12 protein-coding genes are annotated in these 12,832 nt (G+C 65.8%); 3 read left to right on the top strand and 9 right to left on the bottom strand.

The genetic code is table 11. The features are described from left to right. Positions 1-95: 95 nt before the first annotated feature. From G559_RS0103455 to exbB, 6 genes are all read right to left on the bottom strand, one after another. On the bottom strand, positions 96-1,502 hold the full coding sequence (locus tag G559_RS0103455; RefSeq protein WP_028626913.1) for an HDOD domain-containing protein: 1,407 nt from the start codon (positions 1,500-1,502) through the stop codon (positions 96-98). 90 nt (positions 1,503-1,592) lie between these two features. Continuing rightward, on the bottom strand, positions 1,593-3,668 hold the full coding sequence (gene recG, locus G559_RS0103450) for an ATP-dependent DNA helicase RecG (RefSeq protein WP_028626912.1): 2,076 nt from the start codon (positions 3,666-3,668) through the stop codon (positions 1,593-1,595). Next, on the bottom strand, positions 3,665-4,603 hold the full coding sequence (locus G559_RS0103445; protein WP_028626911.1) for a hydrogen peroxide-inducible genes activator: 939 nt from the start codon (positions 4,601-4,603) through the stop codon (positions 3,665-3,667). Before G559_RS0103445 ends, recG begins: the two co-directional genes overlap by 4 nt. 87 nt (positions 4,604-4,690) lie before the next feature. After that, positions 4,691-5,434, bottom strand: a complete 744-nt coding sequence (locus G559_RS0103440; protein ID WP_028626910.1) for an energy transducer TonB — start codon at positions 5,432-5,434, stop codon at positions 4,691-4,693. After that, positions 5,431-5,856, bottom strand: a complete 426-nt coding sequence (exbD, locus tag G559_RS0103435; RefSeq protein ID WP_028626909.1) for a TonB system transport protein ExbD — start codon at positions 5,854-5,856, stop codon at positions 5,431-5,433. Before exbD ends, G559_RS0103440 begins: the two co-directional genes overlap by 4 nt. Before the next feature lie 3 nt (positions 5,857-5,859). Continuing rightward, positions 5,860-6,885 carry a tonB-system energizer ExbB gene (gene exbB, locus G559_RS0103430; RefSeq protein ID WP_028626908.1) on the bottom strand — a complete coding sequence of 342 codons (1,026 nt, stop codon included), beginning with the start codon at positions 6,883-6,885 and terminating at the stop codon, positions 5,860-5,862. 211 nt (positions 6,886-7,096) lie between these two features. Here exbB and G559_RS0103425 point away from each other — a divergent pair, with 211 nt between their 5' ends. From G559_RS0103425 to G559_RS0103415, 3 genes are all read left to right on the top strand, one after another. Continuing rightward, positions 7,097-7,948, top strand: a complete 852-nt coding sequence (locus tag G559_RS0103425; protein ID WP_028626907.1) for an SDR family oxidoreductase — start codon at positions 7,097-7,099, stop codon at positions 7,946-7,948. A gap of 2 nt (positions 7,949-7,950) precedes the next feature. Further along, positions 7,951-8,751 (top strand): helix-turn-helix transcriptional regulator, encoded by an 801-nt coding sequence (locus tag G559_RS0103420; RefSeq protein ID WP_028626906.1) that lies wholly within the window; start codon positions 7,951-7,953, stop codon positions 8,749-8,751. A gap of 69 nt (positions 8,752-8,820) precedes the next feature. After that, entirely contained in the window at positions 8,821-9,447 is a 627-nt protein-coding gene (locus G559_RS0103415) for a LysE family translocator (RefSeq protein WP_028626905.1), read from the top strand. A 48-nt stretch (positions 9,448-9,495) separates the two neighbouring features. On the opposite strand, the gene G559_RS0103410 is transcribed toward G559_RS0103415, so the two are convergent. Genes G559_RS0103410 through spoT form a run of 3 tightly spaced genes read right to left on the bottom strand, consistent with a single transcriptional unit; the run spans position 9,496 to position 12,803 of the window. Then, positions 9,496-10,230 carry a hypothetical protein gene (locus tag G559_RS0103410; RefSeq protein WP_028626904.1) on the bottom strand — a complete coding sequence of 245 codons (735 nt, stop codon included), beginning with the start codon at positions 10,228-10,230 and terminating at the stop codon, positions 9,496-9,498. Between the two features lie 55 nt (positions 10,231-10,285). Beyond that, on the bottom strand, positions 10,286-10,666 hold the full coding sequence (locus G559_RS0103405; RefSeq protein WP_028626903.1) for a RidA family protein: 381 nt from the start codon (positions 10,664-10,666) through the stop codon (positions 10,286-10,288). Positions 10,667-10,694: 28 nt separating this feature from the next. After that, the gene (gene spoT, locus G559_RS0103400) at positions 10,695-12,803 is read right to left on the bottom strand and encodes a bifunctional GTP diphosphokinase/guanosine-3',5'-bis pyrophosphate 3'-pyrophosphohydrolase (protein ID WP_028626902.1); all 2,109 of its coding nucleotides are present in this window, start codon (positions 12,801-12,803) and stop codon (positions 10,695-10,697) included. Positions 12,804-12,832 lie beyond the last annotated feature (29 nt).

Below are 12,832 nucleotides of genomic sequence, written 5' to 3'. Positions count from 1 at the left end.
CCGATGCAGGGCTGAAGCCCTGCCCACGGAAGTTCCTGACGGGACAAGGGCATGAAAAAGGGGCGCCACTGGCGTCCCTTTTTCATGCCTGCCGATCAGTGCGGCGTATTGAACTGGGAGGCCAGCTCACGCAGCGCCGCTTCGGCCTGTAGCACTTTGCTCACTGCTTCTTCGGCCTTCTCGCGGGTTATGCCCAAGGCCTCGAAGAGATCGTCGGGAATCACCACTTCCGGGCCGGAGCCGATGCCGCGGTTACGCAGCAGGCTGACCGCTAGGCACACCAGGTTCGGGTAGGCGGCATTGTCGCTCTGGTAGTCCGGGTCGTGCTGGAAGCGCAGGGCGGTGTAGAGCTCTTCCGGCATATCCCAGAAGCGCATCAACCAACTGCCGATCTGCTCGCGGGTAATGCCCAGCAGGTGCTGCTCGACGTAGCTGTGGGGCAGGTGCGGGTTGACTTCCAGGTGCCGGCAGATCAGCGAGAAATGCGGCGGGAAGACATGGGCCAGCACCAGGTAGCCGAAGTTGTGCAGCAGGCCGGCAAGGTAGGTCAGTCCGGTTTCCGGGCGCTGGGCGCGCGGCATGGCGCGAGTCAGGCCTTCGATCACCGCGGCCGTATAGATCGCCTGTTGCCAGTAGGGCGTGGCCTGCTGCGGCTGGTCCTTGGGCAGGCTCAGGGATTTGCCGAGGGCCAGGCCGAGGGCGAGGTTGATCACCAGGTCGAAGCCCAGCACACGGACGATGGCGTCTTCTACCGAGCGGATCTTGCCGGGAGCGGCGTAGTAGGGCGAGGCGGCCCAACTGACCACCTGGGCAGCCAGGGCCGGGTCGGTTTCCACCACGCCGGTGATGTCTTCCACGGTGGCGTTGGGGTCGACCCGCAGCTTGATGATTTTCTGCGCGGATTCGGCCAGCGGAGGAATTTCGATGGTCTCTTCCAGGCGTTGCTGGATACGGCGGGCGGTGAACGCCTGCACAGCCTGGGTGATCTCGGCGCGGTCGTCGGCCGGGCGATCGAGGTTCGGGCGGATCGCCGCCACCGGCTCACCGAAGCGTGCGGCGCTGGCTTTGCTCAGCAGTCCACGGTAGTCCTCGCTGGCCAGCTCCAGCAGTACGCCGGGTTGACCTGACTCCACCAGCAGGCGCGGCTCCTTCAGGAGGCGCTCGTCATACAGGCAAGGCGAGCTGGTCAGCGGTGGCAGGCCGGGCAGGGCGCCCAGTTGGTGCTTGCCGAGCATGCGCTCGAGGCGCTCGGGCTTGACCGCCACCAGCTTGCGGCCAGTGAGTTCGGCAAGGCGATTGAGGTCGAGCAACTGGCTGCGCGGGAAAAGCACCAGGAGGGCGCCGACGGCGTCTTCCAGCAACACCGACTGGACCCGCTGCGCAGCGGGCAGGCCCGGCTGCTCCAGGCGCACCTGGAACGCCAGGCCGAGCTTCTCGAGTAGCTGCACTATCACTTCGGGCGGTTGTGGCGAGGAATCCGGGACGAGGGCGACTTCGGTCATGGCAGCATCCAGCTTTGATTTTTCTGCCCGGAGTATAACGAGCAGGTCGTAAGAGATCGGCGCGAGGCGACGGTTGAGCTGTGAACTGCATCACACTTGGCCGTACTGTTGGCCGTGACGCAACCAGCGCTCCAATAGTGGACTGACATGCTGTGGCCAATGGGCCAGCAGGGCCTGTGCGGCGTCGCGAACAGCCGGCAACAGGTCGGCGTCGCGCATCAGGTCGGCCACCTTGAATTGCAGCAGACCGGTCTGGCGGGTGCCGAGCATTTCGCCGGGGCCGCGCAGTTCCAGGTCCTTCTCGGCGATGACGAAGCCGTCGCAGGTTTCGCGCATGATCGCCAAGCGCTCGCGGCCGAGTTGCGACAGCGGCGCGTGGTAGAGCAGCACGCAGTGGCTGGCGGCACTGCCCCGGCCAACGCGGCCGCGCAGTTGGTGCAACTGGGCCAGGCCCAGACGCTCGGGGTTCTCGATGATCATCAGGCTGGCGTTTGGCACGTCTACGCCCACCTCGATCACAGTGGTGGCCACCAGCAATTGCAGCGCGCCAGCCTTGAACTCGGCCATCACCGCAGCCTTTTCGGCGGGCTTCATGCGCCCATGGATCAGGCCGACACGCAGCTCGCCCAGGGCCGAGGAAAGCTCTTCGAAAGTCGTCTCCGCCGCCTGGCAGGTCAGCTCCTCGGATTCTTCGATCAGGGTGCAAACCCAATAGGCCTGGCGGCCTTCGAAACAGGCCGCACGGACCCGCTCAATCACCTCGATGCGGCGGCTGTCGGCCACCAGCACGGTGTTCACCGGGGTGCGGCCCGGGGGGAGTTCGTCGAGGATGGAGGTGTCCAGGTCGGCATAGGCGCTCATGGCCAGTGTCCGCGGAATGGGGGTAGCGGTCATGATCAGCTGGTGCGGGCAGAGGCGACCGTCCACGCCTTTCTGGCGCAGGGCCAGGCGTTGCTGGACGCCGAAACGGTGCTGCTCGTCGATGATCACCAGGGCCAGGCGCTTGAACTTCACTTCGTCCTGGAATAGCGCGTGGGTGCCGACCACCATTGGCGTACCGCCGGCGATCTGCTCCAGCGCGGCGGCGCGGGCCTTGCCCTTGAGCTTGCCGGCGAGCCAGGCGACTTCGATGCCCAGCGGCTGCAGCCATTTGCTGAAGTTGACGAAGTGCTGCTCGGCGAGGATTTCGGTGGGTGCCATCAGTGCCACCTGGTAGCCGGCCTCCAGTGCCTGCAGCGCGGCAAGGGCGGCGACCACCGTTTTTCCAGCGCCGACGTCGCCTTGCACCAGGCGCAGCATGGGTTCCTGCTGGGCCAGGTCGTAGGCGATCTCAGCGCCGACGCGCTGCTGGGCACCCGTGGGCTTGAAGCCGAGGTTGGCCAGGTACTGGGCGGGCAGCTTGCGTGCTGGCGGCAACTGCGGTGCGTGCTGGGCGCGCAGGCTTTCGCGCAGGCGCTGCAGCGACAGTTGGTGGGTCAGCAGTTCCTCGAAGGCGAGGCGTTGCTGCGCCCAGTGCTGGCCTTCGGCGAGCTCTTCCAGGTCGGCATCCGGCGGCGGCCGGTGCAGGTAACGGATGGCATCGTCGAGGGAACCCAGGTGATAGTCGCGGGCCAGTTCCTTGGGCAGCCAGTCCGGCAGGCTGTGCGGGCCGAGACGGGCCAGGGCAAGCTGGCTGAGGTTGCGCAGGCGCTGCTGGGTAAGGCCCTCGGTGGTGGGGTAGATCGGCGTCAGGGTCTGTTCGACCGGCGGCGCCTCATCGCCCGACAGGGAGCGGTATTCCGGGTGGTAGATCTCCAGTCCGGTGGCGCCAGGGCGAACTTCGCCGTAGCAGCGCAACTGGGTGCCGCGTTTGAGCCCTTCCTTCTGCGCCTGGCTGAAGTGGAAGAAGCGCAGGCTGAGGGTGCCGGTCCCGTCCTGCAGGCGTACCAGCAGACTGCGCCGGCGACCCATGACCACATCGGCGCCGCCGACTATGCCTTCGACCACCGCATCCTGCCCCGGGCGCAGCTCGCCGATAGGGGTGATGCGGGTGCGATCCTGGTAGCGGGTGGGCAGGTGGAAGAGGATGTCCTGCAGGTTCTCCAGGCCGACCTTGGCGAGCTTCTCAGCCAAGGCAGCCCCCACGCCCTTGAGCGCGGTAACGGAGACTTGGGCCAGCTCGGTCATGCCGGCTGCGGTTCGCCCTGGGTTTTCGGGTGGGCCACCGAGCAGAGGCGGATGGAGTCTGCCAGCACTTCAATGGCGCGCGGACGCGGGAAGCTGGCACGCCAGGCGATGGCCACGGTGCGGAAGGGCACCGGCGGGGTCAGCGGACGAATCTCGATCACGCCAGGGGCGTAGTGGTGGCTGTCCACTGCGGAGAAGGGCAGGATCGACACGCCGAGACCGGAGGCGACCATGTGCCGGATGGTTTCCAGGGAGCTGGACTCCACCGTGGTGTGCTTCGCGCTGTCTTCGCCGCCCTTGCGCAGGCTCGGGCAGGCTTCCAGCACCTGGTCGCGGAAGCAGTGGCCTTCGCCCAGCAGCAGCAGGCTCTTGTCGTTGAGCATCTCGCTGTCGATGGACTCGCGTTCGGTCCAGGGGTGCCCGAATGGCAGCAGCACGTAGAAGGGTTCGTCGTAGAGCGGCTTGGTCAGCACGTCGGCTTCGGCGAAGGGCAGGGCGATGATGATCGCGTCCAGTTCGCCGGTGCGCAGCTTGTCGCGCAGGATGTGGGTGAAGTTTTCTTCGATGTACAGCGGCATCTGCGGGGCGACCCGGTGCAGCTGCGGAATAAGGTGTGGGAAGAGGTAGGGGCCGACGGTGTAGATGGCGCCCACCTTGAGCGGCGCGGCCAACTGGTTCTTGCCGGCCTGGGCCATCTCACGGATGCCCTGTGCCTGTTCCAGGACCTTCTGTGCCTGGGTAACGATGCCCTCACCAACGGGCGTCAGGCGTACTGCGCTCTTGCTGCGCTCGAAGATAAGCACGCCGAGCTCGTCTTCCAGCTTTTTCACCCCGACCGACAGGGTCGGCTGGCTCACATGGCAACGCTCGGCGGCACGGCCGAAGTGCTGTTCCTGGGCGAGGGTGACGATGTAGCGCAGTTCAGTGAGGGTCATAGCATTTTTCCATTGAGGTCCGGCAAGCATAGCGGCTGGAGTCAATGGAACCAAGCGCCTGCGCGGGGTGGCGCAGGCGCTTGGGAGTCAGCGGCGGTCCAGCGAGTAGACGAAGGGCGCGACCACTTCCAACGAGCCGTTGTTCAGCAGCTCCGGCGGGGGAGGCGGCAGCGGTTGGGCGCGGCGGATCATCTCCAGGGTGGCGCGATCCAGCGAGGCACTACCGGACTTGCCGACCAGGGAATAGGAGATCACCTTGCCTTCAGCGTCGACCACGAAGCGCAGGCGGTTGACCCCTTCGAAGCCGCGACGGCGGGCATCGTCCGGGTAGCGCTTGTAGCGGGCCAGGTGGCTGAGCAGCTTGCTCTGCCAGGTTGGCTTGGCGTCCGACGGTGCGCTGGCGGCGGCCTGCTGCTGGGCGGCTGGCTTGGTGTCGCTCGGGGCCGGGGTGGTCGGCGCGGCAACGCTTTCCTTCACGCTTTCGGTTTCCCGCGGCTTCTCGGGCTTGGGCTCAGGCGGCTTGGGTTTCGGCGGCTTGGGCTTGGGCTTGGGTTTCGGCTTGGGCGCGATGGCGATCTTCGGCTTGGGCGCTTCCACCAGCTTGGGCAGCGGCTCGGGTTCGGGCTCGACCTGGGGAGGCGGCGGCGGTGCTGGTTTGGGCGCGGGGGCTGGAAGCGGCTCCAGCTCCACTATCATGGCCGCCGGCGGCAGCTCGATCGGCTTGGCGTGCGGACGCCAGTACAGCGCCCAGAGGCCGAGGCCGATGTGCAGGCCGAGCACGACGACCAGGCTGACGCCCCATTGCGACAGCTTGCGTTTGCCTTGGCTCATTTAGTCCCGACCGTCTCGAGTCCGACCAGGCCGATCTTGAGGTAGCCGGCGCCGCGCAGGGTGTCCATGACTTCCATCAGACGACCGTACTCCACGACCTTGTCGCCGCGGACGAAGATGGTCTTCTCCTTGTCGGCGTTGGTCAGCTTGTCCAGCACGCTGCCCAACTGCTCCTCGGTGACGTGCTCGTTGTCCAGGTACAGGCTCTTGTCTTCCTTGATGCTCAGGTAGATCGGCTTGTCCGGCCTGGGCGCGGGCTTGGCGGTGGACGCGGGCAGGTCGACCTTGATATCGACCGTTGCCAGGGGCGCTGCAACCATGAAGATGATCAGCAGCACCAGCATCACGTCGATGAAAGGGGTGACGTTGATCTCGTGGGTTTCCTGGAGATCATCGCCACCTTCGTTCAGATGGATTCCCATGGGTCAGCCCACTTTCGCCATTTGCGGAGACTGGCCACGTTCGGCCGGTTGGTGGTCGAGGTCGCGGCTGACCAGCAGCAGCACCTGGGCGGAAGCGTCGGACACCTGGGCCTTGTAGCCGGCAATGGAGCGGGCGAAAACGTTGTAGATGACCACGGCGGGGATCGCTGCTACCAGGCCAAGGGCCGTGGCCAGCAGGGCTTCGGCGATACCAGGGGCGACCACGGCGAGGTTTGTGGTCTGGGATTTGGCGATGCCGATGAAGCTGTTCATGATGCCCCAGACGGTACCGAACAGACCGACGAAGGGTGCGGTGGAGCCGATGGTGGCGAGTACGCCGGTGCCCTGGCTCATCTGCCGGCCGCTGGCGGCCACGAGGCGCTCGAGGCGGAAGCTGACGCGCTCCTTGATGCCTTCCTTCTCGCGGGTGTTGGTGGACAGTTTCACCTCTTCCTGGGCGTCCTGCACCAGCAGGCGGGAGACGCAGCTGCCATTGCTGACTTGCTCGCCAGCCTCGCCCAGGGTGCGGGCGCCTTTCAGGGTCAGCAGCTCACGGCGCAGGCGGCGCTTGGCTGCGACCAGTTCAAAACCCTTGGCGATCCACACGGTCCAGGTCAGGACGGAGGCCAAGGCCAGGCCGATCATCACGGCCTTCACCACGATGTCGGCGTTCTGATACATGCCCCAGGGCGACAGGTCGTGGGCCAGCATCTGCTCGCCTTCGAGCTCGGCGGCCAGCGGGTCGGTCGGCAGGGCGTTCGGGTCCTGGGCGGCGGCATCGACAGGCGCGACAGTGCCTTCGGCAGTCGGAGCGCCGGTTGCTACCGGAGCACCGGCAGGCGCGTTGGCGGCGTCAGCGGTGGGCGCCGGAGCGGCTGCCTGAGTGGCGGCAGCCGGTACGGACTGGGCGGTCGGCTCTTCAGCGAAAGAGCTGCCGGGCGCCAGCATCAGGCTGATCAACAAGGCTGCCAGCAGGCGTGGCGGGCGGGCGACGGTGTGGGGCTGGGCGTTGCGGGCGTAGGAATTCATGCTGGCCGGACCTGAAGGAAAGGAAGCGGTTTCGTCCATCGGCGCGCAAGCGTCGGCCGGGACCGAAGGGGTGGCATTATTGCAAGTAATTCTTGTTTATAAAAGTGACTATATAACAATTGTGCCCTCGCCCGACGACTCGCCCCTTGCCTGAGCGATTGGCGATGGCCGCCCGTGCGCCTATCCTGAGGACTTTTTCGGAGCTTCCCTGATGCCCGCTTCCCTCCTGATCGCCGGCTGCGGCGATGTTGGCAGCCGTCTGGCCCAGCAAATGCTGCAGGTCGGCTGGATCGTCCATGGCCTGCGTCGCCAGGTCGCAGCGCTGCCGCCCGGCGTGCTGCCGGTGGCAGGCGACCTGGAGCAGGCCGCGTGCCCGGCGGATTGGCCAAAGGGGCCGCTGGACTACCTGGTCTATTGCGTGGCGGCCTCTCAGCACGACGAAGCCGGCTACCGCGCCGCTTATGTCGACGGCCTGCGCCATGTGCTCGCCTGGCTAGCCGAACGTGGGCAGATGCCGCGGCGCCTGCTGTTCGTCTCCAGCAGCGGCGTCTATGCCCAGCGCGACGGTGAATGGATCGATGAAACCTCTCCCGCCGAGGCCGAGGGCTATTCCGGCCGGGTGATGCGGGAAGCGGAGCGGCTGGCCATGGACAGCGGCATTCCTTCGACCCTTGTACGCCTGACCGGTATCTACGGTCCGGGTCGCGAATGGCTGCTCAAGCAGGTCCGCATGGGCTACCGCGTGGTCAGTGAACCCCCGCTCTACGCCAATCGTATTCATGTGGACGATTGCGCCGGGCTGCTGGCCCACCTGCTCAAGGCTGATGCCGATGGTGTAGCACTGGAGGATTGCTATATAGGCGTCGACGATGCCCCGGCTCCGCTGCACGAAGTGGTGGGGTGGCTGCGTGAGCGGATGGGGGTGACCGAGTGGGCCGAGGAGTCCACCGTGCGCCGCTCGGGCAGCAAACGCTGCAGCAACGCTCGCGCTCGCGCACTGGGCTGGGCACCGCGCTACGCCAGCTTCCGCGAAGGTTACGCCGCCATCCTGGGCGAGCCCTGAGCGTGGATGCCAACCGCATGCTGGCGCGCCCCTGGTTGCCGGGGGTGGAGCTGTTCCACGCGGATTTCTCCGGGCAGCCCTTCGGCCGCCACAGCCATGATGCCTTTGCCATTGGCGCCATTCTCCAGGGCGTGGGCGGCTACCAGTGCCGGGGCGCGCGCCATGCTTTGCCAGCCGGCACCCTGTCGCTGATGAACCCCGAGGAGCCCCACACCGGCCATGCCGAGTCCGAGCGACTGGTCTATCGCATGCTCTATGTGGAGGAGTCGCGCCTGCCGACATTGCTCGGACGCAAGCGCCTGCCCAGCGGTTTCCGCGAGCTGAACCCGGCCGATGACGGTCTGGTGGCGGCGGGCTTGGCGCGCCTGGCGGCGGAGTTCGAGCGGGGCGATGCGCTGGCCCTGGAAAGCGAACTGCTGGAGGTGCTGGAGCGGGTGTTCGTGCGTCACGGCGGTTTGCGCGTGGCGGCACCCGCCATGCGGGACGGCGGGGTGACGGCGTTTCTGCGCGACTACCTGGAGGCCCATTACGTCGAGGCGGTCAGCCTGGAGCAATTGGCCGCTCTGGTGCAGCGCCATCCGCGCCATCTGATCGAAGCATTCCGCCGCGCCTACGGCGTGCCGCCGCACACCTACCTGTTGCAGCGCCGGGTACGTGAAGCCAAGCGCATGCTGCTGGGTGATCAGCCGCCGCTGGAGGTGGCGCTGTCCCTGGGCTTCTACGACCAGGCGCATTTTTCCGGGACCTTCAAGCGTTTCACTGGCGTGACGCCTGGGCAGTTCCGCCGCGCCGCACGCACCTGAGTTTTCTCCAAGACCGCCAAGCCATCGGGCTTCGACACTGGCCGCCGTGTCCAACGGAGGTGCGTCGTCATGCTTGCGCTGTTCTTGCTGGTCGCCAGCACTCATTTCGCTGCCTTGCTGTCGCCAGGTCCGGATTTTTTCCTGCTGCTGCGTGCCGGGCTGGTCAGAGGATTGCGCCATGCCGACGGTGTTGCGGCCGGCATCGCGCTGGCCAATTTGCTGAGCATGGTGCTGGTGCTGCTTGCCCTGAGCCTGTTGCCCGCGTTGGAGGGGCCTGGGTGGAAACTGCTGCAGTTGGCGGGAGGCGGCTACTTCATCTGGATCGGCGTCCAGGCGCTGCTGGCGACCCGCGAGCTGGAGCTGCCGCAGGCTGAGGCGGGCGAGCGTGGTTCGTGGCGGCTCGGGTTTTACGAGGGACTGCTCGCCAGCAGCCTCAATCCCAAGCTGCCGATCTTCTATGCCGGGCTGTTCGGCGTGCTGCGCAATGCGGCCATGCCCGGCTGGGGGCTGGTCATGAGCATGGGCTGGATGACAGCGGTGGTGCTGTTCTGGGATATGGCGCTGGTGCGTTTGCTGGGCCATCCGCGCTGGCGCGGCTGGCTGCAGATGCGGGTGAGGGCGCTGGATCGGCTCTGCGGCGCGCTGCTGCTGGCGCTAGGGGGATGGCTGGCCGCAGGGGTAATCCTCGGCTTGTAGGGTGGGCTTCAGCCCACGCCGAACTGCCCATCCAGGGTTCGCTGAGATTCAGTCGCGCTCCAGCAGCCAGGCGCGTTTGCCGGGGAAGTACTCGGGCATCTCGTCGATTTGCGCGCGATTGCGGGCTTCGAGGATTTCCAGTTCATCGCCATCGTGGACGAAGATCCAGGCCGCGCCCTGATTGCCCTGTTGCAGCCAGATACTGTCGTTCTCGCCACTCATGGCTGCGCAGTCACCGGCCAGGCACAGCGCGTAACGATCAGCACCCGGCAGGCCTTCGAGGCTGCCGTCGGGGTTGAACTTGACGAGGCCGCCCTGCCCCTGGCCTTCGACGATCTTCCAGCTGCCGCCGAGGTAGGCGGTGTAGAGCGCGTGTTCAAAGGCGCTGCCCGGTGGGGCGCCCTCGGTGGGAGTCTTTTCCGGGTGGACGAAGCGCTGCTCGGGGAGGTTCTCGCTGGCCTGCTGGACCAGTTGGTTGCCGTCCACTTCCAGCGTTTCGTGGAAGTCGCCATAGAAGTCCACCCGCCAGTTGCCATCTTCCTGGGCGGCGAGGCGCCCTTCGCCCAGCTCGAAGCCGTTGCTGTAGTGGGCTTCGCCGGTTTTCTGGTCGATCTGCCACTCCAGGTTCGGGCCATAAGCGAGCAGGGACTCGCGCAGCTTGCCCTCTTTGGCCGCGGCGTTGATCGCCGCCTGGTTGATCCAGATGCCACTGGGGTCAGAGGGCGCGCTTGAGCAGCCGCCGAGAATGGCCGCGCAGAGCAGCAAGGGGAGGGTGTGACGCATGACGGAGTCCTTCCGGAACGATGCCACGGGCTGGACGGCCCGTGGCGAGAGGCGCTTATTCGAGGACCAGGATGGCGTCCATTTCCACCTGGGAGCCGCGCGGCAGGGCGGCAACGCCGATGGCGGCACGAGCCGGGTAGGGCTGCTCGAAGTAGCGGCCCATGACTTCGTTGACCTTGGCGAAGTGGGACAGGTCAGTGAGGAAGATATTCAGCTTGACGATGTCCTTGAAGGAGCCGCCCGCGGCTTCGGCCACGGCCTTCAGGTTCTCGAACACCTGCACGGTCTGCTCTTCGAAGCCTTCAACCAGTTCCATGGTCTTCGGGTCCAGCGGGATCTGGCCGGACAGGTAGACGGTGTTGCCGGCCTTGATGGCCTGGGAGTAAGTGCCGATGGCGGCGGGGGCCTTGTCGCTGCTGATGACGGTCTTGCTCATGAGAACTCCTTGGGTTTCTTGGGATCGGCTACGCCCGCACGCGGGTGATGCGGATCACCCCCTTGAGCGCACGCAGCTTCTTGATCACGCGGGCCAGGTGTACACGGTCATGTACGCTGACCACCAGTTGGACCACGCTGATGCGGCCATCGCGCTCGTCCATGCTGATTTTCTCGATATTGCCGTCGGCGGCGTTGACGCTGCTGGCCAGCAGGGCGATCAGGCCGCGCTGGTGTTCCAGCTCGACGCGCAGTTCGACGTTGAATTCGCCTGCGACGTCCTTGGCCCACGACAGCTGGATGCATTTCTCCGGGTTGTGCCGGATTTCGCCGATGTTCTTGCAACTTTCCAGGTGCACCACCATGCCCTTGCCGGCAGAAAGATGGCCGACGATGGGGTCGCCGGGGATCGGCGTGCAGCACTTGGCGTAGCTCAGCACCAGGCCCTCGGTGCCGCGGATCGCCAGCGGACCCTCGGGGCTCGGCAACTGTTCGCCATCACTGGCCAGCAGGCGGCGGGCGACGACGTAGGCCATGCGATTGCCAAGGCCGACGTCTTCCAGCAGGTCTTCGATCACGTCCAGGCGGTATTCGCCGAGAACGGCCTGGATACGCTCGGGGCTGATCTTGTCCAGGTGGCTCTCGAAGCCGGCCAGGGCCTTGTTCAGCAGTCGTTCGCCGAGGTTGATGGACTCGGAGCGGCGCTGCTGCTTGAGGGCGTGGCGGATATGGGTGCGTGCCTTGCCGGTGACCACGAAATTGAGCCAGGCCGGGTTAGGCCTGGCGCCCGGCGCAGTGACGATCTCCACGGTCTCGCCGCTCTGCAGCGGTTCGGACAGCGGCGCCAGGCGGCGGTTGATGCGACAGGCAATGCAGGTGTTGCCGACGTCGGTATGCACCGCGTAGGCGAAGTCGACCGCGGTGGAGCCTTTCGGCAGCTCCATGATGCGGCCCTTGGGCGTGAACACGTAGACCTCGTCGGGGAAGAGGTCGATCTTCACGCTCTCGATGAATTCCAGGGAGTTGCCGGCACGTTGCTGCAGCTCCAGGATGCCTTTGACCCACTGGCGGGCGCGGGCGTGGGTGCCCTTGGGCTGGTCGTCCTCGGCGGACTTGTACAGCCAGTGGGCGGCGATGCCGTTGTTGGCCATCTCTTCCATTTCGCGAGTGCGGATCTGGATCTCGATGGGCACGCCGTGCATGCCGAACAGCGTGGTGTGCAGCGACTGGTAGCCATTGGCCTTGGGAATCGCGATGTAGTCCTTGAAGCGACCGGGCAGCGGTTTGTACAGGTTGTGCACGGCGCCGAGCACGCGGTAGCAGGTGTCGACCTTGTCGACAATGATGCGGAAGGCGTAGACGTCCATGATTTCATTGAACGCCCGGCGCTTGCCGCGCATCTTCTTGTAGATGCTGTAGAGGTGCTTCTCGCGGCCGATGACCTCGCCTTCCATGCCTTCGCGGCGCAGGCAGTTGGTCAGCGATTCCTCGATCTTGTTGACGATTTCCTTGCGGTTGCCGCGGGCGCGGCGGACAGCAGTGCGAATACGCTCGGAGCGCATCGGGTGCATGGCCTTGAAGCCAAGGTCCTCGAACTCCACGCGCATGCTGTGCATGCCCAGCCGGTTGGCGATGGGGGCGTAGATTTCCAGGGTTTCCTTGGCGATGCGCCGGCGTTTCTCGCCGGACAGCACTTCCAGGGTGCGCATGTTGTGCAGGCGGTCGGCCAGCTTGACCAGGATCACGCGGATATCGCGGGCCATGGCCATGGCCATCTTCTGGAAGTTTTCGGCCTGGGCTTCGGCCTTGGACTCGAAGTTCATCTGGGTCAGCTTGCTGACCCCGTCCACCAACTCGGCAACGGTCTCGCCGAACTGCCCGCTGAGGGCTTCCTTGGCGATACCGGTGTCCTCGATCACGTCATGCAGCATCGCGGCCATCAGGCTCTGATGGTCCATGTGCATGTCGGCGAGGATGCTGGCTACGGCAAGCGGGTGAGTAACGTACGCTTCGCCGCTGCGCCGGCGCTGGCCATCATGGGCCTGCTCGGCATAGAAGTAGGCTCGGCGCACCAGGTTGACCTGGTCGGCGCCGAGATAGGTCGAAAGTCGTTCGGCAAGGGCGTCTATGCTCGGCAAGATTCTTCTCCTTGCCGACCTTCTCTACC

It is taken from the genome of Metapseudomonas resinovorans DSM 21078, from assembly GCF_000423545.1.
Lineage (GTDB): Bacteria > Pseudomonadota > Gammaproteobacteria > Pseudomonadales > Pseudomonadaceae > Metapseudomonas > Metapseudomonas resinovorans.
This window is presented reverse-complemented; position numbering and strand designations above follow the sequence as displayed.

Excerpts from the sequence above, each read along its gene's own strand:
- G559_RS0103410 (WP_028626904.1), bottom strand. The coding sequence starts at position 10,230 with ATGCGTCACACCCTCCCCTTGCTGCTCTGCGCGGCCATTCTCGGCGGC.
- recG (WP_028626912.1), bottom strand. The coding sequence starts at position 3,668 with ATGACCGAGCTGGCCCAAGTCTCCGTTACCGCGCTCAAGGGCGTGGGG.
- G559_RS0103440 (WP_028626910.1), bottom strand. The coding sequence starts at position 5,434 with ATGAGCCAAGGCAAACGCAAGCTGTCGCAATGGGGCGTCAGCCTGGTC.
- G559_RS0103405 (WP_028626903.1), bottom strand. The coding sequence starts at position 10,666 with ATGAGCAAGACCGTCATCAGCAGCGACAAGGCCCCCGCCGCCATCGGC.
- G559_RS0103445 (WP_028626911.1), bottom strand. The coding sequence starts at position 4,603 with ATGACCCTCACTGAACTGCGCTACATCGTCACCCTCGCCCAGGAACAG.
- exbD (WP_028626909.1), bottom strand. The coding sequence starts at position 5,856 with ATGGGAATCCATCTGAACGAAGGTGGCGATGATCTCCAGGAAACCCAC.
- G559_RS0103415 (WP_028626905.1), top strand. The coding sequence starts at position 8,821 with ATGCTTGCGCTGTTCTTGCTGGTCGCCAGCACTCATTTCGCTGCCTTG.
- G559_RS0103425 (WP_028626907.1), top strand. The coding sequence starts at position 7,097 with ATGCCCGCTTCCCTCCTGATCGCCGGCTGCGGCGATGTTGGCAGCCGT.
- exbB (WP_028626908.1), bottom strand. The coding sequence starts at position 6,885 with ATGAATTCCTACGCCCGCAACGCCCAGCCCCACACCGTCGCCCGCCCG.
- G559_RS0103455 (WP_028626913.1), bottom strand. The coding sequence starts at position 1,502 with ATGACCGAAGTCGCCCTCGTCCCGGATTCCTCGCCACAACCGCCCGAA.